Genomic DNA, 20967 nt, shown 5'->3' with positions numbered 1-20967 from the left:
GCAATCGCAGGTACAAGTAGGGCGGGACGTCCATGACTATGAGATCAAGCAAAATGGTCAAGGTGCCTAATGAACTGGTAAAGTTTCCGAATAAAAAAGGGAGCTTAAAGCTGGATGGGATGTCCGTTATCGAAATCTGCTTTTACACGCAAGGCATAAAAGGAACCTTTTTTTTGCAGGATCATCTTCTGCTAATTGTCAAGTCGGGTGTCTATACAGTTCGCTTCGGTGATCAAGAATATACGATGCGGAGCAACGAAATGATGTTTATTCATAAATCAATGGGAGTCGAGTACGAGAAAGCGGGTGAACCCGATTCCGAATACATCCTCGACTATATGATGTTTTTCCTGAACGAGAAGATCGTAGATGAATTTCTCAAATTCGCCGGTTTAAACCCGCTTTATCCCGTGAATGATGTTGTTCCGATAACAGTCTTTCCGATCAATGACCGCATTGGAAGCTATATCGAGTCGTTAAAACCCTATTTCGAGAACCCTGACGACGTCAAAGAAGGACTGGTTCGTGTGAAACTGATGGAATTGCTGTTTCATATAGCAGATTCGAATGATCGTTTGTTGCATCAAATGATGCAACCCATAAGCAAGGACAGAGGCAGCATCACAAAGATCATGGAGGAGAACTTCATGAATCCCGTTTCCCTTAACGACTTGGCCTATTTGTCTGGCAGAAGCCTGGCGGCGTTCAAAAGGGATTTTCAAGCAATATACAACACCTCCCCGCTCAAATGGGTTCGCAATCGAAGGCTAGATAAAGCCAAGGCACTGTTAGCGAAAACAGCGTTATCTGTTACGGATATCTGTTTTTCGACCGGATTCGAAAATATCGCTCACTTTTCCAAAGTATTCAAAGAAAGATTCGGACTTCCACCGTCAGAGTTTAGACGGCAGCTGAGGTTGGAGAAGGATGCCTAAAGGGGCTTGGAAATGAGCTAAATAAACAAATAGAATGAGCTTGTAGGCAAAGAAATGTATTCGTCTCCTTGATATTCTTATCTCATGCGGTAAACGCAGCCGTATTAAAACAAGAATAGGGAGGCAATTTTATGAATAAATCTAAGATCGTATTAATTACAGGTGGAAACAAAGGTATCGGTTTTGAGACAGCAAGGCAATTGGGAACTATGGGGTATGAGATTTTAATAGGAGCAAGAAGCGAAAATAAAGGACATGAGGCCGTAACGTTATTGGAAAAGGAGAAAATTACAGCTAAAACAGTGGTTCTTGATGTCACGGACCCCAGCTCCGTTCTCTCCGCAGCAGAATGGATTGAGCAAGAGTATGGATTGCTTGATATCTTGATTAATAATGCAGGCGTGTTTTTCGAAGAAAATACCACTCCAATTGAACTGGAATTGTCTGTTCTCAAGAGTACGTATGAGACAAACGTTTTCGGTGTATTTTCTGTCACTAAAGCAATGCTTCCACAGCTCAGAAATTCTTCTGCCGGAAGAATCGTTAATCTTTCCAGCGCCTTAGGCTCCTTAACCTTGAATTCAGACTCAACGTCGGAATTTTATAATGCGAATTCGCTCGCCTACAATAGTTCTAAAACGGCTGTAAATGCTTTAACCGTTTCCTTAGCCAAAGAATTAAGCGATTCTCCTATTAAAATCAACTCCGTTTGCCCTGGATTTACAGCTACCGATTTAAATGGTAATACTGGCTATCGTTCAGTCGAACAAGCAGCTTCCGTTGTAGTGGAGCTTGCCACAATAGCTAGTGATGGTCCAACTGGCGGCTTTTTTGATGAGCAGGGAGTTGTGGCTTGGTGAACCTTGACGCAGGGGTAAGCTTTTTGGCTTACCGGATAGGTACTGCTAAAACAACATGCAACAGTTTATTTACTTTAACGTGCTTCGTGATGCATCCGCTATCCTCTAATAAATCAATGAGCTTGGGGAGCAGAACAGAATCCTCATCACCTTCATGCGCTGTGCTGCCTTCCCCGTCAATCATCAAATCGGCGATGCAGATCCGTCCGTGAGGTTTTAATACCCTGCGCATCTCCTGAATAGCCAATAGCATTTGGCCGCTCGTCAGATGATGCAGGGCAAAGCTTGAAACAATAAAATCAAATTTCCCGTCAAGGTACGGAAGTGCCAGGAAATTTCCAAGCTTGGTCTCCATCTCGGGAAATTTGCGCTGACACTCCTTTAACATTTCATTGGACTGATCCACCCCAGCCATCACCGCGCCTTCATGGATCAGTCGGCCAGCCAAATTCCCTGTCCCCGTTCCAATATCCAATCCACGTTCTCCACGCATTGCTGAGACCCATTTCACTACGAGCCGCAGCGCCTCATCATAGTCCCCATATTTCCGTGTGTCCTCTTGAACCAACTGATCGTGAACGCCGGCTAAGCGGTCATACCCCCACTTATCCTTCCATGTCCGTTGTTCTCTCAGTCTTCTCGAACCCTCCGCCAGAATGTAAATGTCGTCAAGCGGAAGGGTATGGTCATTCTTGAGGGTGTCAATCATTTGGTCTGTTGTCTCGATAATCTGCTGCATTTCGACCCACTTGGTGAACATGACGGACCGCTGGAGCTCCAACAAATACCGTAATTGACTGTTTCCTTTGGCTTCAATATCCAATAGTGCAGTCCGAATCTCACTAACCGGCATTCCTGATTCCCTGAGTGCAATGATTGTCTGCAAGCGCCAAATATCTTCTTCGTCAAACCTCCGATACTGATTGTCAGCTTGTTTGGAAGGAGCAATGAGACCTTTGGCTTCGTAAAACCGAATCGCGCGCTGCGATATTTTCAGCATATCAGCGACTTCTTTTATTTTCATGAGATAGACCCCTTTATGTTCTTGACCCTCACTTAACGTCAAGGTTTAGTATAAACCCTAGAAAAGGAGGCTGTCACGATGAAGACGTTAATCAAAGGCGCGACCATCTTAACCATGGGAAACGAGGAACCCTATATCGGGGATATTCTCATCGATGGGGACCGCATAGCGGACATTCAGTCCATTATATCTACTGGGGCAGATGTGATCATTCATGGCGGGGGGATGGCTGCAATGCCCGGGCTGATCAACGCCCACCAACACTCGTCTATGAGCTTATTGCGGGGATTTTCCGACGATTTGAAGCTTATGGATTGGTTGAACCAGAAAATGCTCCCTGCTGAAGCACGCATGACTCCAGAGGATATTTATTGGGGAGCAAAGCTCGCGATGGCGGAAATGATTAAATCGGGTACGACAACCTTCGCCGACATGTACATTCACATGAATGAAATCGCGGCAGCGGTAGAAGAGGCTGGTATGCGGGCTTCTTTAACACGGGGGCTCACCTTCCTCGAAAATGACGGAGGGCGGCGAATGTCCGAGGCGCTTGATCTTGTTCGTCACTGGAGCGGTGCAGCGGGAGGCAGAATCACGACCATGCTAGGTCCGCATTCCCCTTACACTGTTCCTCCGCAGCCATTTAGAGAGCTTATCGAATTAGCGGAGCAGGAGGACATACCGTTACATACTCATTTAGCCGAAACGAAAGAGGAAGTCATTCAGATTCGGGAAAAGTATAATCAGACCCCAACCGAATATTTGTATCACCTCGGTCTGTTTGAACAGGCGCATGTGCTCCTCGCACATAGCGTGCATCTAAATCGCCGTGATATCGGTTATCTGAAGAGTATGCGGGGTGGCGTGTCCCATAATCCAGTGAGCAATCTCAAACTTGGCTGCGGCATAGCACCGATCAAGGATATGGCTGACCAAGGGATTACCATTGGTTTAGGCACGGATGGGGCTGGCAGCGCCACCACATTAGATATGTTCGAGGAGATACGGGCTGCAACATGGCTGCAAAAGTTGGATTACGGGGACCCTACGAAGCTTCCTGCTCTGGATGCTCTTCGCATGGCGACGGCTGGAAGTGCGGAATTGCTCCGCATCGCCCATGAGGTAGGCACACTCGAAATCGGGAAGAAGGCAGATATCATCTTGATTGATATGAGAAAACCTCACTTGCAGCCGATACACAACCTCCATTCACTGCTCGCATACTGCGCTAACGGTGCTGACGTGGACACCACCATCGTTAACGGAAAAGTGTTAATGCAAGGCCGTCAACTGCTCACGATTGATGAAGACGAGTTATTGGAGCAAGTATCGCTGAGGTCTAAGCGCATCGTTGAAGGCATCTAATTCTTACTAGAAACGCGGGCAGATCATGTCCGCGTTTTTCGTTGATTATTTTTGCCTTAAACTGCCCGTTAGCTTAATGAAGCGCCGCACTAGCTATATATTTAATTTTCTTTAAACATCGGCATATGGTCTTGTTTTTGTTGAGGTTGTGATTCTATGCGAATACTGCATAAAAAACAATATATACCCACTTTATCAGTTAAACTTGATTTGGTAGGGATCACTATTGTCCACAAGTATACGGATCACATTCAAAGGGAGGCCTGATAATCATTATTTTAGAGGATTTGTATTATGGGAGTTTGCGCCCCAATGAGCGGATGAACCCAAACGATCCGGAATTAAAAAGGATTAATCAGCGGATTATTGATTCATTACAGATGCTTAAAGAGAGACTACCCGAAGAAGATTTTGATCAGGTTGAGGAATTGCTGGAGCTACATAGTGAATCCTGCTCGCTGCATTCGGCATTATCTTTTATTCAAGGCTACAAAGTAGGTGCATTAATGATGATTGAGGTGTTTGGTGGGGAGAGAAGTTAAATAAACTAAGGAGGTCCACACCATGAAACTAGGAGCAACCTTATACATTAAAAATACTACTGAAGCTGTATCATTTTATTCAGAGGCCTTTGGACTTACCCTGGGCTACCACGAGAAATATCACGGTAGATCCTTCTTCTCAATGAAGCTAACCGTATTGCCGTCGGGGTCAAGGAACCAGAAGGAATAGGCGCCCCACGGTCTGCGCTCAGGTGGAGAGGTAATCCCGATGCCGGGGATGGCTTGCATTAGACGGTCATATTCAGCCAAGACATCATGGGCATAGAACATTAGTGACATATTCTTGTCATTGACCACATTCACTTGGCCTGGATTGTAGACCGCGAGCTGGGCGCTGTCGAATCCATAATGCTGCCCTTCAACAACCGGAGGACTCCTTGAGCACGATTTCATAAAAAGCAGCCAGGCGCGGCGCATTGTCAGTGAGGATACAGACTCCACAAAGCTTCATGTGTATACCTTCTTTCCTTTTTTTAGGCGGCTTAGATTATGCTCATTATCCCAAATCTTGTTTAGGATCACAAGTTATTCATGTATTGCTCTTGCCATTGACATAATTACACAGCGAATAACCGAGGCATCAACTGCTTCGGTTATTCATCACTTAGTATAAGTATTACTCCCATTTACTTTAATTTTCTGAATAGCGTGCCTGAAGCTTTTGCTTATGCGATATCAAGATATCTTCAAGCGATATATCATATTTATTGGCGATGACAATGAGATTTCCTAGAACATCTCCAAGTTCTTCTGTTAATTCAGCTTTATTCTCTTGAAATGTGCCTGCAACCTCGTCTGGACGATCCCTGCCAATCTCTAATGCACGAATTGCGCGGGCGACTTCCCCAGTTTCTTCAGCAAGAAATCCAATACGAACAAATATATCTAAGTCCGACCAGTTACGATTCTTGTAATATTCCCTAACCCATTGTTGAAATTCAGTGATATCCATGTTTCCCTCCGGTATAAGAAGATTGATAGACTCAAAAACTCGAATATAATAATACCATAACTACGCTCATTGTAATTTGCTTTCGGTGTTAGCTGTTACCATTCAACTACTTCGTCCGCCCAATGAAAAACGAATATTTATCTGCCGTCCCCAGCTCTGTAGTCTCTGTACGATCCATAAGCTGTAATGCTTTCAATAGAGACCCGACCTGTTCGTGCATCAGGTTCACATCGAATTTATCCATTTCTCTATTTGTGCTATCTACCAGGAGATAATCTGGCATGGGGATCAGTCCAATCATTGGAATCCCGGCATTGAACAGGGGCTGACTCTCACCGAATTGAAACTTATTATGTCCGCGCAGGATAACGGTCCGGGTGTTATTTCTATCTTCAACAGCTTTCATCCAAATAGCTTCCATTATTTCATTCCCTGTATAGGTGAATTCTGTGCTTATTTTGCCAGTCGGTCCATATTGTCCGGAAGCATTGTCCTTCCATTCTAAGCTGCCCAGATGCTCTACAGTGAGTCCTGCCACGGCTTTCAGATGTCCATCTTTACCATCCCACAGCTCAGGATGAGCTTGCATCCAGGTTGAGGTTGCCTGCGAGGTACCTTTGAATTCAGGCAATCTGAAATGTCCTGTTACGAAGGTGAAGATCATCGTCCGTTCTGGCTGCTCCTGCTGCTGCAGGTAACGAATCATGGAGAACATGCCAATCGCACCGTCTTCTTCTACCACATTCACACCATCGGTATGCGTATTTATAATGATCGATTCCTTTTTATTCTTTCCTTCAATTTTCACATAAAAAGATTCGGTCGGCGCATGCTCCTGTTTTTCCGCCTCTAAAATCACTGTGCCCGCCTTATGTTCCTTAGCTGCATTGACCACCTTCTGCCCAGCTGTTTTGTTGACCCAAACTGCCGGGATTCCGAAATAATGCTCGGTGAAGGGGAGGTATTGCTTCTCAGCCTTTTCATCTGAAACACCATCCCAGACGATAATGACTGCTTTGACGCCCTGTTCCTTGGCTTCGTCCAATTTAGCATGCTTCAAAGCTGTGGTAAGGACCAGATCGCCCTCATCTGAAGGAATACCGCCCGGTGCCCGAAATTTTTCGCGTATATTCATCACCAGTGCCATGGGGAAATTCTTAAAGTTCTTGATTTCAACGACGGCTATTTTGCCCTTGGCTTCCTCATATTCACCAGGTTTGGTGTAGACAAACTCTCCGGTAACTCCATTTGTATCGGTCTCGCCAGAGTAAGGAAACGCAGAGGATACATGAATTTCCTGGTTATCAAGGATTACAGAGCTGTCCTTCTCTTCCCAGCGATCAAAAGTATACTTGTCACGGTACACAGTAAGGCCCATACCCGTCACCTGCTGCTGTAACCATGCAATGAACTGATTGTGACCTTCAGATCCGGTTGTACGGCTGCCAAAGGTATTCATTTTTTGGATATTTTCCAACATGAGGGCTGGAGAATCAAGCTGGTCATTGTTGATTTCAGCAGTTAATTCAGCTGGCAGAGTAACAGACCCCGTAATAGGCTGAACATATATGTTAACGATCCAAACCACACTGGCAACTAAAGCTACAATTCCGAACAACACTCTCCGAACCACTAGAAAAACCATCCCGCTCTTACGCACATCACCAGCAAAAAACACATTCCATACCCCTGCTACTATCAGCAGTAGAATAGCAAGTGCGAATATCCAAAACTCCTTAGTGGCCAAGAATAAAATCTCGGTTACCAGGGCAACTGCATAGACCCAAAACAGTTTACCTCTTCTTTGGAGGTGAAAACTATATATACCTAATTGTGCCAATAGCACGATGATTGCTAGTACAGCGAACGACATTTCTTTCCCGATCAATACAGAAGCACCAAGCGCTAGAATTAGGAATACAATCCCCGACAATTCTCGATTTAATTGACTTCTCATAGTCTACCTCTCTCGTTATAAGCATATTTGCCCGTTTTTTAAGTGTACCATTAACTATATTTCACTATAAGGGTTGAAGTATACTTCAAGGTCAAGCCAGGGAGAGAAATTAAATATGGCAGTAGCGTTTTATTCAGAAGCTTTGGGATTTACCCTCGTTGTGCAGGGAACGGCTGCGTCAATACGTCTTACTAGTTAAGTACATCTTGAACCAGACGACAGATCTTAAAGGAGCTTAATCATGAAGAAGACACCGCGGAGAAAAGAAATGCTGCTGAAAGGCATTGCGATGCTGCTGATCGTAATCCTTGCTACGGCTGCATGTTGGCATGAGATTGGAACGCTTTTGACCTCAGGGAAGGTTGACAGTGAGTCCGCTATGGTACAGAGCATCATGGACAAGACAGCGACTCCAGGGATAGCAATTCTATCCGCCACAGGCGGCAAAACAGAATTCAAAACCTACGGCTACGCCGATAAGGCGCAGGGTAAGGAGGTCACAGCGGAGTCGCTTTTTGAGATAGGCTCAACGACTAAAGCGTTTACGGCGCTTGCTGTGATTATGCTACAGAATCAGGGGGATTTGGCTTATACCGATGACGTCTCGCAATATCTGCCAGAGTTTGCTCCGACCTATAAGGGGGAGAAGATTAAGATCACCATTAACCAGTTACTCGCACATACCAGCGGAATACCGTCCTGGAGCATCCGCCTGATCCCTGAAGGTTCAGGTAAGGAGCAGCTTGCAGCGACCATACATAAGATGTCCAGCCTTGCGCTGGATACTAATCCAGGCAGTGCCTATCAGTATGCAACAGTGAATTACGATATCCTGGCAGCGATCATTGAGCGGGTTACAGGGGGGAGTTATCAGGATTATGTGACGCAGCAGATCCTTAAGCCGCTGGGGATGAACGACAGCTATTTCTCGACAGGACAGGAATGGAAGCCGGAGAAGCTTGCACAGGGGTATCGGGTGTTTTTTGGCAAAAGCATGGCCTACGATGCTCCCAGATACTACGGAAATATAGCCGCAGGGTATCTGGTGACCAATCTGAAGGATTTGCAGCACTGGGTCAACGCTCAGATGGGAAGCGGCGAGGTGCCGGATAATCTAAGAAAGGCCATTCAACAATCCCATGAGCTTGACCTTCGTACAACGGGGCATGAAGCTGAGAACCAATTCTATGCCTTCGGCTGGAGCCAAGACCGGGAGACGAGGGTGATCCGTCATAGTGGAAGCAACCCGAATTATTCTTCCCAGGTGATCATCGATCCAGAACGTAAGGAGGGGGTGTTCGTACTGGCTAATCTGAATTCTACGGCCCCCACGCTCATTGCCCAGAATGTCTATGACCAGATGCAGGGACAGCCGATGAAGACGTTCAAGTATGACGATACTTATATCCTGATGGATGGGGTAGCTTCGTTGTTAGTTGTGTTCACTGTGATTGGTATTGCGTTTAAGCTCATCCGTCTGGCGGGAGGGAGAAGCACATACACCATGGAGGAGAAGGGAAACCGCCGTCAAAAGCTCAAGGCCTGTGTTACCCTGCTCATCAGAACGCTGCTGCTGCTATTCGTGCTGGGCTGGCCTTTAATGGTAAATTACAATTATACTATGATTAGTGTGTGGATGTCGTATTCCGTATTGCTGTGGATGGGGCTGGCTTCGATTAGCTGCGTGTTGTCTATGATTCTGGCAGGCAGACATTGGCGTTGACTATAAAGAAGGAGATGATCCTTATTAATCGCTGTAAAAAAATAATATTGAGTATGCTTCTAGGTTCATTACTTGTAGCATTTACCGGCTGTGATGGTAGTCCTAAGAGTAGTGTTACCATTCTTGGCGGAAAAGAAAATATTAAATATGCGACTTTAAATAGTGATCAAAAGGCTTCTTTATCCGATCAGACAGCTTCACCGTTTTCCTTTGCGTTCGAGGAAGGGAAACCTTCAGACATTCAATATTTGAAAAATGGCGAAGAGATTTCAATTGATTTTGGATCGAATCCGCCTGACAAGCTTTCCGTAAGTGATGGATTACTTGATGCTAATGGAGATTATTTATATACATCCAAAGAAATCACCGATGTCCCCTATGTTACAAAGAAAGGTGTGTATAGCTTCAAATTAGACACGCACATCGCTTCTGCTTTAAGCTCTTACTATGAAAAAGATCAAAAGGAATTTAGAGGTTTTATCATAAATGCAATCTGGGAGAAGCAGGAGAAGAAATATGCTTTTGCGATCCAATCAAACGCTCTCTGAAAGGAGCAAATCCCATGATCTACATAACAGGCGACATTCACGGTTCCATCAGTGTGGCCAGCCGTTTTAATTCAAGGAATTTCCCTGAAGGCAGGACGCTGACGAAGCAGGATTATGTCATAATCGTAGGGGATTTCGGCTTGTTGTGGGCAGATGACGCGGAGGATCGCTTTTGGCTAAAAAGGCTTACTGAGAAACCATGGACCACCCTGTTTATTGACGGGAATCACGAGAACTTTGATCTGCTCGAATCCTACCCAGTCTTCGAATGGAACGGCGGTCGGGTGCATCACATCCTAGTATCATATCGGTAAACCAAAAAAAGGAGCAGAAAAAAACTGCCCCTCTAAGACTCATTAATAATCATTTTGCCATAACATTAGAAATCTGATTTTGAACCTCATCTATTGTAAATTCGCCGCTAAATCCTTGAAGACTAGATGAAATGACTCCATTTTTTTCGATTAAAAGAGAGTTATACGATTTTTGTGTATAGTAAGAGCCGGTATCCTCTAAGAACATAACATACTTAGAATCAGAACTAACATAATATGAAGGGTCTGTTAGTTTTAAGGATATTGTTTTATTCGTTTCGTCACCTTTCAACACTTTCAAAACATTCAAATTTGATTCTTGTGAAGGAGGGTCACCGTCAAGATTTTTAGTGTCAGTGATTTCTCCATAAACAACCAAATCTGAATTCGAGACTAATTCTTTAAAGGTGTAAGAAGGCCAATCTCCAGTATTGCTATTGTTTCCAGTACTAGGTTCAGTCGAGGATTGACATGAAGTAATCAATAGTGCAAACAAAAATAATAATAGTAATTTTGTAGGTCTGGTTCTGTTCATCTTTATTTCATCTCCTTTTATCATAAAAGGACGGAGAAGCAAATGAAATAGTTTCTTCTCGGCTTATAAACTTAATTTCTTGCTGGCAAACGTTGACTTAAAAGTATCGAACTCTGTGAATTTTCCTTTGAAATCAGGGATGTTACTATTATATGTGCCATTTTGATCTATAAGAATAGAGTTTTTATCACTTTCATAATAATAATCGCCTTGCTTTTTTAAGATCATAATGTAGGTATTTCCGTTTTCTACAAAATCTAAGGCCTGATCTAAAATAATTTCGCCAGATACATCACCTTGAATCGTGTCCAGGATTTTGAGAGTTGAAAGTTGAGCTGGTGGAAGGTTATCATCAACTGGCTTTTCCTGTGTATCCATGACCCTTACTTGAACGACTACATCTGACTGTTTAGAAATAAGATCATTAAAGTTATACTCAGGCCAATCGGCATGCGGTATTGGATTGTAATTGTCTGGGCTGGTCGAGGATTTTGCGCTGGATCTATAAGAGTTTATATCGTTAATGTCATGTGGCTGTGGAGTGGTTATTGTAGTTCTATCTCTTTCATAACTCATAATGGAAGTGTTACCGTATCCGCTCTCAATGTCATTTAAAAACTGTGCATGTCCGAATTCGTGAGTTGCTGAACTAATTGCACATGCACCTGGGTTGCTATTACACCCTGGATACTCATGTATGGCCTTGGTGTTAACGTAAACATGGAAATATTTAGTTGGAGTGCCTGTAGGAGAATATAAGCCAAACCAGCTATAAGCTAATTCCCCGTAGTGGGCAGCATTTAGAGAGGTTGAGTTTTGTGATATCGTTGTCCCTACAGAACTTGTCCAATTGGAGCCAGCGGTTGTCCAAGCAGTATTTCCCGCAGAGTCGATAAGGCGGTATTGAATCGAATACAGATTATAACCACTTGAATAATAGTGTGCGGAAGAAACTGAACCCATAATAAGCGATAAAAATCCGAAAAATAGAAACATTCTTGTTAACTTTTGCTTCATTTAATTTACTCCTCCTTAAAATTTTAATGAATTTTACATACAATTAATTAACAAAAAATTCTAATCGTGAATCATATATTCAAAATATCCCCTTTTATCTCTATGCGGAAATCTATGGAAAACAATCTTTACTCATATTTAGGCATCCAGTTTGCTTAAGGAGGGAGTATCTGATTCAACATAGTGAGTGATCACTTTTATGAGGAATTCCGAGTGCCTTAGGATATGAATAAGCCTCCGGTCTGTAGCCCACATAGGAAATACTATTTATGTACTTCGTATATAGGGAATAGAATATTATTAATAATATCCCAACTGCCAGCTTCATCGAGCCTTTTATACAATGTAAATACAAAATAAATATTCAACTATATGCTAAATAGTAACGAAAGTGATGATACCTGATGACAAAGACAAAGCTTACAGATATACTTCATAAACGAAATATTCATTATACTGAGGTTGGTAGATGGGGGAAGTATCTTAGAGGCGTCTGGGAGAAGGAATCTGCTGAGACTATAAGCAGCGATGAGAAAAGGAAAATATATTTGAACGACTTTTTATGGAATCTATTCAGCTACAGTAGGGTGAAAGCTTACGAGAAGGACTATGCAAAAAATGCATTTAACAATGAACTGAAGAATCGTGTATATGTGTTTTATCAACATTCTGATCTTGCATTAACTATAGAGAATGCGAAGGATATTGTTGCTGAAGATATTAAAAATGAAGACGATATTTATATCGTAGATACTGAATTTCAATGGACGTATGTGAACACTCATGAATCATTTACTGGACCTTATTTTTATCATAAAAAGAAGAATATTCACATGACCAACGGTTAAGTGCTGGGTCAGTTTCCGCTCATCATGATTTCATCATTTACTAAAAAAAATTGTAGCTATGCTTATGATTGAGTTGAGACTAGATGAGTAGAGGAAAGGTGAGCTGAGATGAGCAGAGAGGTTAAATTGGATTTAAGCCGTATTGTGTTTATTGGACGTACATTTGAAGAATATATGTCCATGTTTAATTTAAGACAGGCGGAATTGAAGGGACGGTCCATTCTGGATTGCCCCGCTGGAGCATGCTCGTTCACGGCGCACGCGAATAAACGGGGTGCCGATGTAACGGCAACGGATATCGCTTATTTTCATGACTATGAGGATCTTCACACAAAAGGCATGAACGACTTGGAACACGCCATGACCAAAATGGAAAGTGCCCAAACGAACTACGTATGGGATTATTTCCAATCCGTTGACGAACTGAAACAACATCGATCCCGCGCCTTAACTGATTGTGCAGAGGATATGAAGAACTATCCCGAGCGTTACATTGCATCCGCATTGCCCTCGCTCCCATTCAAGGATAAGCAATTTGATATGACACTGTCTGCACACTTTTTGTTTATGTATTCAGATCGGCTAGATTTTGATTTCCATAGGCAAGCAATCCAAGAGTTACTTCGGGTAACCAAACAGGAAATCCGGATTTTTCCTTTAGTCAGCCTTTCAGGAGAGAGATATCGTCAATTGGATGAGCTGCTCACCTTCTTACATCAACAAGGTTGTTCAACTGAAGAAATAACGGTCGGATACGAGTTTCAAAAGGGAGCAAACAGCATGTTGAAGATCACTCTTTAGATTATGGTATAAACTGAGTTAAATCGATAAAGGCGCTAACTCCATGTTAGTGTCTTTTCATTTATTCCTAAGCTTCGCCATACTTCCGCCATGTTCTGGTTCCATCTACTCTGACATAATACGGTAATAGAACAGAGGATGGTTTTACACCAGCTCTTAAGGAGGAATTGGCATGTTTCATAAAACAGTGACGCTGCAGCCTTTTGCAGATATTTCGGAGTATACTGAAGGGTTCAAGATCGTCTCGGCTCAATTAGGTGGAGATGGCTGCGTATATGTCCTGCTGATTAACCAGATCCCGGAACGGAAACGAGGAATGTTCGTCCAACCGGCTTTGAAGCAACCACATACCTACAAGGTCCTGATGGTAGAAAGTAAAGATTATATCGATGAAATTATATTTCCAGATCAGCATTTCAATTATCATTATGTTCAGCCGCTTCGCAGACATCTGCTGCTGGTTGGTGCACGCAGTACGTATTATGGTGCAGGTAAATATGATCTGAACGCCAAAGTGTGTGATTATACAGGACGTACCGTTCGTGAGTTCCTGCTTGGAGACGGGATTCAGAATGTTCAAGTGACGGAGAAAGGTACCATCTGGACCAGTTATTTTGACGAAGGTGTATTCGGGAATAACGGTTGGGATCAGCCTGTCGGTGAACACGGCCTGGTGGCCTGGGATGAGCATGGCAACAAATTATACGAAGATCATGTGTCGGATATTGCCGATTGTTACGCTTTAAATGTTGTCCGTGAAGAGCAGGTCTGGTTTTATTATTATACGGACTTTTTGCTCGGCTGCATCTCAGGCGGACCCAGTCAGCCCAAGGTTACGTTTATCAATCCTGAGATTTCAGGTTCGGCCGGGTTCTGCACGGATGGTTGTCACTTCTTGTTCGATGGCGGTTACGGCAAACACGGAGAATATGTTATCAAAAAACATGAAAAAGCAAGCTTGACCAAAGGGCATAAGATACAGTTTCTGAATGAAAAATCTGAGCCTCTTGTGCCAGTCACGCAAGATTTTCGGGAAGATCTCGTGCTGTTCTGTGCAGATGATATGTTGTATCAGGTTTCGGTTAAAGAATTGCTGTGATGCTGCGGGTACCTTATGATTGTAATACAATAAGGAATTGAGGCTATGGTTTCGTTTTCTAATCAAATCTTTTGTAGTTTAATAGGAGTGAATTCAGTGAGATTAGAAGATTACGCATGGAATAAACATGAGCAAAAATTAAAAGAAGAACAAACAGAATTCAAGCATAGTAACCCTAAAATAAAAATTATAGATAACACCGAATTGCGCAATAAAATTGAAGAGGCTCTTGAAAAAATACCGCAGAAGTTAGTTGCTCAATGGACTTTAAAAGTAGCAACTCCGTACTTGGATTACTTAGATGACCATTTAAAAAATGACTCACGAATACATTTAGGGATAGAAACTTTACAAAAACGAATAGACGGAAGCATTAGAGCCTCCGATTTACGGAAAGTTGGATTTGTAGTTAATGAATTGGCGAAAGAATCCAAATCAGACATTAGCAAGTATTCTGCACGTTCATTTGCCCAAGCCATTGCAACAGGACATATGAGAGGACATGCTTTAGTTAGCAGTGATTACGCAATAAGGGCAACAAATGTATTAACTGATAACTCCACAGATTCTTCAACAAAGGAGAGGGAAAGACAATTGAATTTAATACATGAAGTAATTCTAACGCCTCCAGAACTTCAAGCTTGAAGCATTACACCGAAGAAGGTATGCTGCCGATAGGCCTCGGATGAAACTTTCTTAGCATGTGATACGTACACCATAATATGGTAGGGTTATTGCATTGTGCGGAAATTGAGGGCTTCAACTTCTATTGAGTATAAGATCGTTTTCGAGGACTATGTAAAATAATAAGTATGTAGAATGAGGTGAACGATATGACGATACTGCCTGTTATAATATTTATCCTGGTATTTGTACCTTCCATTGTACTCATCGTGAGTATGCCGTATTTAACAAAAGAGACGATTAGTTTCGGAGTCACCGTCAGCGCTGTCCAATTCCACAGTGAGCCGCTGCGTCAGATGCGGAAGTCGTATGCTAGGATTAGTGCAATTTTACATACCATCCTGTTCATAGTTGGCATTCTATGCTTAATTTACAGTGATGAACATTCGAGACAAATTAGTTGGATCATTATTACTTATGCACTCGCTATGCTCGTAATCTCTCTGGTCATTAACATCAGGTATCATTTGAAAATGAAAAGCGTACTGCCTATGCTGCCTGCTGCTCCCGAATCATCGGTCATGGAACCAGGATTGCGGAACGGAAATGTTGGCCTGCCCAGTCATTGGTTCCTCATTCATGCTGTTATTATTGTGGTTAGTATTGTAACAGTGCTGCGCAACTACGATCTGATTCCTGACCAGCTTCCGGTCCATTTCAACGGCAGTTGGACCGTAGACCGCTATATAGATAAATCTTATAGTATCGTGTTTATACCTACGATCATGCAGGTGTTAGGAATCCTTCTGTTCATATATGAATATTGGAGAATGCGCAGAGGGAAGCAGCAGGTTAGGGAAGACTTAACTTACCGCCGTGCCTGGTCGAATTATATGATTACAGCAAGCTTCTTGTTCGTTATCCTGTTATCCGTAGTGCAGCTAAATATGACGTCTCTGCTTAACATGAATTTTGTTATCCCCGTTGTCCTAAGTATAATTGCCTTTATCATCCTATACGCCTACACCTTAACGTACTGGGCTGGTCTGCGCGAAAGCCGCTAGACATGAGCAGATGATTGAGCGCTGGATCAGCTACTCCTCAAATTCTGAGTGCCGCTGATCCAACACGCTCCAACGCAACGAAGTTGCTTCTACCTACAGCCCAATGTTATTTCCTCAAGCTTAATCCTCAATTTGCCTACCGCTTCTTCACCGGCACCCATACTTCAACTTCGGCATCCATAGGATTGCCATTGGTTAGTACCTCCGCGATCGGGTGTCCGGTATACACATACTCATAATTATCGTTCAGGATGGCATCGAATGCCTCATCCTCCAGCCGGTCAAACGCGAGACGCGACAAGCCGCCCTGACCCGACAACACCAAATACTCTCCTCCCGTTCTCCAGCGTGCTTTTGAAAAAAGCCGTTTTGAGCGGAGAATACGCTGGATCGTGCACTGCTCCATCTTCACTTAGTGTGGCCTTGAACCCAATGATGCGGAATGCTTCCTTCGTTTCAATTCTGGTCGAAATCATGACAATGTACCTCCTGGATAGTGGGATTGGTGTATTCCAAGCAAGCATAATCTACCAACTGTGACACCTGTATGGCATACTTGATTAGAGGTGGTCATCATGAAAATGGATCGCTTGATTGCGCTAATTATGATCCTGCTGGAGCATGAGCAGATTAGTGCGCGCGAGTTAGCAGAGCGTCTCGAAGTCAGCAGACGAACGATTTACCGGGATATTGAAACGCTGAATAGAGCCGGCCTGCCCATCTATACGCTTATGGGAGCGTGGGGCGGTGTCGGCTTGATGAAATCCTACAAAGTGGGCAAAACCCTGTTCACCCCGCAAGAAATTCAGAACCTGCAGAATGGATTGCACAGCTACAAGCAGCTTTTTGGAAGAAGGGAAATGGTGTATGTAGCGGAGAAGTTGAACGCTCTCTACCCGGACAATGCAGAGGGCCAGCCGAATGCGCCGTTCGTCATGGATCTGTCCTTGAATCAAGGAAACGAGTCGCTGCGCAGCCTGTTCGGGATGATCGAGACGGCGATGAATGAGCACGCTGTGCTGGCTTTTGCGTATACGGATGCGCGGGGGCAGAGCAGTGAACGGCGGGTGGAGCCGTATCAGGTGGTTTTCAAGGAGAGGAGCTGGTACTTGCAAGCCTATTGTCTCGATAAGCAGGACTACCGTATCTTCAAGCTGGCCAGAATGAGCGGTCTCCAAGTGACGAAGGAGCAGTTCGTTCCGAGAGCATTCACCCCTCTCCCCATGGACGGAGGAGATTGGCTGAACCAGGGATGGGTGGAGGTTACGGTCCGGCTGGACCGCTCTGTCATGGATCGGGTGATCGAACGGTTCGGCGCCGACCATATCCTGCGGGTGGATGAACACCACTGCTGGGCCAAGTATCCTATTATTGCGAATGACTATGGCTACGACCGGCTGCTTGCCTTTGGAGATAAATGTGAAGTGCTGGGGCCGCCAGAGATACGAAATGGGTTCAAGGCATATGTGCGGGGGATTATGAGGAAGTATGAGGGGGATTAGCGGTAGATTGGTGAGCGTGGAGGGATGAGATTTCCACATGAAGGTGAATTAAGTTGAACTGGAGGATGCGGATGATGGGGGATGCCGGGATGGTGGAGAAGAAGATTGGAGCGAGCGATTATCTGTCTTTAGCATTGTATGCGTTTGCAGGGTTTGGTCTTGAAGTGGTATTGTTGATGATATTACCATCCGTCTTGGGGGTGAAAAGTTCTGATTATACGCTCCTTCATCAATGTATTCATTGGGGAATTACCTGCTTGTTGTGGGGGAGTATGGCCGTATTTCTGATCCAGCTCTCCAAGCGGAAACACGATTTTGACATCATGAGGTTGAACGCTGAGCCAGATTCCAGGGGATGGTTGCTCGCGGTGGTGGTTTCGGTGATCGCCATTGCAACGACAACTGTCGTATGGGAGGGCTTTAAGCCGGTTCAGGAGTACAAGGACGTGGTGAGATTCGTATTTCAGAATATCTATTACTTGTTTGAAGCGGGCTTGATTCTGCTGACGATTGCGTTTGGTCAAAAGTTCGGTGAAGTGCTTTTTAAAAGAGACGGTCTGCCCTACGGCGGGATGTTCCTCGCACTCACTTGGGGCCTGATCCACATTCTGCTCCAGGGCGGACCGACGGGTGCTTATGCATTCTTTATGTCACTACTTTACGGAACGATATACATAATATTGAGAAAGAATGTGCGGTATTCGTATCTGGTGATTGCGGTTGTGTTTATTTTGTGAGGCAGGATTGGGGAGGGGCTAGGGTGAATGAAATGAAGTATTCGATTTGGATTGAAAGTGACACTAGGTTGTGAAAAACTATTTTATGAGGAGTAGTCGCATGTTTACAGATCTTATTCACAGACTTGGCCTTTCATTGCCTGTTGCATTAGTTGAGGAGTTGGAGCTGCACAAGGAGAAACAAAAGGATCAAAACTACTTTTTGAGATTAATGGAAGCTGACGAAATTGTTGAATTAGTTGATTATATGTCCAAAATAGAGGCTTATCGGGATATGATTCCTTTGTGGAGTGACGATCATTCAAACTATATTGGCTTGTACGTACAAGGCGCATGCAAATACAGGATATGTTATATCGATCATGAGGAAACGGATGTATCTCCGGCCTTTAGAAGTATACGTTCATTTATAACGAAAATCGAAGAATATCCTGATCTGGATTGGCATGATTTGAATAAAGACTATCCAGCAGAATTTGAAGTTAGTCAAACTGAAATGAATGAAGACTTCGCTTGTATTGACGAGTTGAATCGAATGATAAGCTCTGACCAACTTATAAGCGATGATATTCGCTGTCAGTATATTTTTTCGATTATGGCATTAACGCCAAAAGGAAATCTTAATTCAATCATAAAATATCTAGACGATGAAGATATGTTTGTTCAAGAAAGAGCATGTGAGATTATTGGATTTCATACTTATATACCAGCTAAGGAAAAGCTGGTGAAGATCTCCAAAAACGGAATGCATAATGGGAAAATAGCAGCCAAAAGAGCATTAGAAAGGATAAGGGAAGACCGAAAAAATGAAATTTAAAAGCTCTGAATTGCTCTGTAAATCGACTCGAACTACTAGGAAATAGAGTACACAAAAGTGAATTTTATAAATGAGATAAGAACTAGAATTATTGAATTTATTAAGGAGATTCAAGCGATAAACAGTGAACTTTTGAAATCTGTTTATTTTTCTAAGTTGTTGGGGTTTTGTGATAATCAAAATAAAGGAGATACAACATGCTGCCATCACTAACGTTTCTAAAACATCAATTAGAGGGAATTCTGCGTAATAAATTTGCACAGGGGCATCAAACCTCCGGTTTTTTGGCTCGGTTGGAACAGCTTCCGGCAAGCTATGATGCTTATCTGGAATTCGCCCATAGCTTGGCTGACATTCCAATGCGGGACAACTGGCCCTACTATGAGCCGGACGATTTGGAGGAGATATGGCGGGAATGCGACCCGGATAGACCTTTAGGCCAGATCGGAGTCTTGAATCTAAAGGACAGTGCCAAGCGTGTAGAGGCAGGCTTCCTCGCTTCAGTCTGTGGTTCAATGCTGGGCAAGCCGATTGAGGTCAATCCTACCTTGTCGGAATTAAGTCAAGCGTTAACCGCTGTGGGGGAATGGCCGCTGAATGATTATATTTCTGAAAAAGCTCTCCATGCGTTGGATCGTCGTCATTGGTCCTGGTTCGAGACGACGCGGGGGCGGATTCGCTATGTGGCACCTGACGATGATATCAACTACACCTTAATGGGAATGATGGCGTTAGAGCAATTCGGTAAGGGTTTTACGAAAAGAAACCTAAGAGATTTATGGATAAATCATCTTCCGATAAGTACAACATGGGGGCCGGAGAGGGCCATCCTGGTTCGGTCGGGGATTAGCTATTTGGAGCATGACCGGGAATTATTCAATCATTCGGAAATAGAGGCTTGGCCCGACTTCCTGGTGCAAGATACAGAATTATGCGGAGCGGCGATCCGTGCAGATGCTTACGGCTATGCCTGCCCTGGTCAACCTGCGCTTGCGGCTGAGCTGGCTTGGCGTGATGCCAGTTTTACACATCGCCGGACGGGGATTTATGCCACGATGTTCATTGCCGCTGCAATTGCTGCCGCACACGTGCTGCGCGATCCGCTTGAAATAGTTAGTACTGCACTGCAATTCGTCCCTAGAAGGAGCCGGTTCTATGAGATTACTGCGGATTGCCTACAGATCGTAGCGGATGCAGAGAACTGGCTGGAGGGTTATCAGGATATTCATCAGAAGTACGCGAATTATTGCCACTGCCAGGTATATCAGGAAATCGGCACCTTGATCAATACCTTTCGCTTTGCTGAGAATGCCGGAGACGGAATATGTAAACAGGTCATGCAAGGCAACGACACCGACAGCTTCGGAGCAACTGCCGGCTCTCTGCTCGGGGTGTATTTCGGCCCGGACAGCTTGGAGCCGAGATGGCTTGAGCCTTTCCAGGACCGGATTCATACGGGCTTATCTTATTTTCATGAGCAGCAACTCTCCCGCTTGGCTGAGCGCATAGGGCGTTTGCCAGAGCTGCTGCACACAGGTCAGCATCGAATTCAACCCAGCGAGCTGTATGTGAACGAGAATTTGGGGATTTGAATTGTTTTGGAGGATGGGGGGGGATGGGAAGAGGTTGAAGATGTCATCCGACTAATAGAGTTAAGAGAGAAAGCTGGAATCTACGAGAAA

General features: G+C 44.0%; 23 protein-coding genes. 16 read left to right on the top strand and 7 right to left on the bottom strand.

Annotated elements, in window-relative coordinates; all coding sequences use genetic code 11:
* Positions 1-32: 32 nt before the first annotated feature.
* Positions 33-935, top strand: a complete 903-nt coding sequence (locus tag NST26_RS19420; protein ID WP_340979665.1) for an AraC family transcriptional regulator — start codon at positions 33-35, stop codon at positions 933-935.
* A 131-nt stretch (positions 936-1066) separates the two neighbouring features.
* Complete coding sequence (locus tag NST26_RS19415; protein ID WP_340952033.1) at positions 1067-1795, top strand: SDR family oxidoreductase; 729 nt, start codon at positions 1067-1069, stop codon at positions 1793-1795.
* 28 nt (positions 1796-1823) lie between these two features.
* Here NST26_RS19415 and NST26_RS19410 read toward each other — a convergent pair whose 3' ends face one another.
* Entirely contained in the window at positions 1824-2819 is a 996-nt protein-coding gene (locus NST26_RS19410) for a MerR family transcriptional regulator (RefSeq protein WP_340952035.1), read from the bottom strand.
* A gap of 78 nt (positions 2820-2897) precedes the next feature.
* Here NST26_RS19410 and NST26_RS19405 point away from each other — a divergent pair, with 78 nt between their 5' ends.
* Both NST26_RS19405 and NST26_RS19400 read left to right on the top strand, forming a co-directional pair.
* Complete coding sequence (locus tag NST26_RS19405; protein WP_340952037.1) at positions 2898-4184, top strand: amidohydrolase; 1287 nt, start codon at positions 2898-2900, stop codon at positions 4182-4184.
* 287 nt (positions 4185-4471) lie between these two features.
* Positions 4472-4726 carry a DUF6809 family protein gene (locus NST26_RS19400; RefSeq protein ID WP_340952040.1) on the top strand — a complete coding sequence of 85 codons (255 nt, stop codon included), beginning with the start codon at positions 4472-4474 and terminating at the stop codon, positions 4724-4726.
* Between the two features lie 120 nt (positions 4727-4846).
* Here the strand turns inward: NST26_RS19400 and NST26_RS19395 are convergent, their stop codons facing one another.
* The 3 genes from NST26_RS19395 to NST26_RS19385 form a co-directional block, all read right to left on the bottom strand.
* Complete coding sequence (locus NST26_RS19395) at positions 4847-5140, bottom strand: VOC family protein (RefSeq protein WP_340952044.1); 294 nt, start codon at positions 5138-5140, stop codon at positions 4847-4849.
* Positions 5141-5378: 238 nt separating this feature from the next.
* The gene (locus NST26_RS19390) at positions 5379-5699 is read right to left on the bottom strand and encodes a MazG nucleotide pyrophosphohydrolase domain-containing protein (protein WP_036733455.1); all 321 of its coding nucleotides are present in this window, start codon (positions 5697-5699) and stop codon (positions 5379-5381) included.
* Between the two features lie 106 nt (positions 5700-5805).
* Complete coding sequence (locus NST26_RS19385) at positions 5806-7656, bottom strand: hypothetical protein (protein WP_340952046.1); 1851 nt, start codon at positions 7654-7656, stop codon at positions 5806-5808.
* A gap of 241 nt (positions 7657-7897) precedes the next feature.
* On the opposite strand from NST26_RS19385, the gene NST26_RS19380 reads away from it, so the two are divergent.
* From NST26_RS19380 to NST26_RS19370, 3 genes are read left to right on the top strand one after another with little or no spacing between them, the layout of a single operon-like run.
* A complete protein-coding gene (locus tag NST26_RS19380) occupies positions 7898-9379 on the top strand; it encodes a serine hydrolase domain-containing protein (RefSeq protein WP_340952050.1) in 1482 nt (493 codons plus the stop codon).
* Positions 9376-9927: a hypothetical protein gene (locus tag NST26_RS19375; protein ID WP_340952052.1), complete on the top strand. Its 552-nt coding sequence runs from the start codon at positions 9376-9378 to the stop codon at positions 9925-9927. Before NST26_RS19380 ends, NST26_RS19375 begins: the two co-directional genes overlap by 4 nt.
* 14 nt (positions 9928-9941) lie before the next feature.
* Positions 9942-10241: a metallophosphoesterase family protein gene (locus NST26_RS19370; RefSeq protein WP_340952054.1), complete on the top strand. Its 300-nt coding sequence runs from the start codon at positions 9942-9944 to the stop codon at positions 10239-10241.
* Between the two features lie 49 nt (positions 10242-10290).
* Here the strand turns inward: NST26_RS19370 and NST26_RS19365 are convergent, their stop codons facing one another.
* The gene (locus NST26_RS19365; RefSeq protein WP_340952056.1) at positions 10291-10776 is read right to left on the bottom strand and encodes a hypothetical protein; all 486 of its coding nucleotides are present in this window, start codon (positions 10774-10776) and stop codon (positions 10291-10293) included.
* Between the two features lie 63 nt (positions 10777-10839).
* Entirely contained in the window at positions 10840-11793 is a 954-nt protein-coding gene (locus NST26_RS19360; protein WP_340952058.1) for a hypothetical protein, read from the bottom strand.
* A 404-nt stretch (positions 11794-12197) separates the two neighbouring features.
* On the opposite strand from NST26_RS19360, the gene NST26_RS19355 reads away from it, so the two are divergent.
* The 5 genes from NST26_RS19355 to NST26_RS19335 all read left to right on the top strand — a co-directional run bounded on the left by NST26_RS19355 (position 12198) and on the right by NST26_RS19335 (position 16229).
* Positions 12198-12641: a DUF4275 family protein gene (locus NST26_RS19355; protein ID WP_340952060.1), complete on the top strand. Its 444-nt coding sequence runs from the start codon at positions 12198-12200 to the stop codon at positions 12639-12641.
* A gap of 108 nt (positions 12642-12749) precedes the next feature.
* Positions 12750-13442 carry a class I SAM-dependent methyltransferase gene (locus tag NST26_RS19350; protein WP_340952061.1) on the top strand — a complete coding sequence of 231 codons (693 nt, stop codon included), beginning with the start codon at positions 12750-12752 and terminating at the stop codon, positions 13440-13442.
* 172 nt (positions 13443-13614) lie between these two features.
* Complete coding sequence (locus NST26_RS19345) at positions 13615-14541, top strand: hypothetical protein (RefSeq protein WP_340952063.1); 927 nt, start codon at positions 13615-13617, stop codon at positions 14539-14541.
* 96 nt (positions 14542-14637) lie between these two features.
* Positions 14638-15186, top strand: coding sequence for a putative immunity protein (locus NST26_RS19340; protein ID WP_340952065.1), 549 nt, complete (start codon positions 14638-14640; stop codon positions 15184-15186).
* 512 nt (positions 15187-15698) lie between these two features.
* A complete protein-coding gene (locus NST26_RS19335; protein ID WP_162174728.1) occupies positions 15699-16229 on the top strand; it encodes a DUF1648 domain-containing protein in 531 nt (176 codons plus the stop codon).
* A gap of 136 nt (positions 16230-16365) precedes the next feature.
* Here the strand turns inward: NST26_RS19335 and NST26_RS19330 are convergent, their stop codons facing one another.
* Positions 16366-16551, bottom strand: coding sequence for a hypothetical protein (locus tag NST26_RS19330; RefSeq protein ID WP_200869616.1), 186 nt, complete (start codon positions 16549-16551; stop codon positions 16366-16368).
* 253 nt (positions 16552-16804) lie between these two features.
* Between NST26_RS19330 and NST26_RS19325 the strand changes: the two genes are divergently transcribed.
* The 4 genes from NST26_RS19325 (at position 16805) to NST26_RS19310 (ending at position 20877) form a co-directional block, all read left to right on the top strand.
* On the top strand, positions 16805-17731 hold the full coding sequence (locus tag NST26_RS19325; RefSeq protein WP_339249111.1) for a helix-turn-helix transcriptional regulator: 927 nt from the start codon (positions 16805-16807) through the stop codon (positions 17729-17731).
* Positions 17732-17802: 71 nt separating this feature from the next.
* A complete protein-coding gene (locus tag NST26_RS19320; protein ID WP_340979664.1) occupies positions 17803-18468 on the top strand; it encodes a hypothetical protein in 666 nt (221 codons plus the stop codon).
* Positions 18469-18568: 100 nt separating this feature from the next.
* Positions 18569-19285, top strand: a complete 717-nt coding sequence (locus NST26_RS19315) for a HEAT repeat domain-containing protein (RefSeq protein ID WP_340979663.1) — start codon at positions 18569-18571, stop codon at positions 19283-19285.
* Positions 19286-19482: 197 nt separating this feature from the next.
* Positions 19483-20877 (top strand): ADP-ribosylglycohydrolase family protein, encoded by a 1395-nt coding sequence (locus NST26_RS19310; RefSeq protein ID WP_340979662.1) that lies wholly within the window; start codon positions 19483-19485, stop codon positions 20875-20877.
* Positions 20878-20967: the final 90 nt, after the last annotated feature.

The organism is Paenibacillus sp. FSL R7-0128, from assembly GCF_038002245.1.
Lineage (GTDB): Bacteria > Bacillota > Bacilli > Paenibacillales > Paenibacillaceae > Paenibacillus_AQ > Paenibacillus_AQ silagei.
This window is presented reverse-complemented; position numbering and strand designations above follow the sequence as displayed.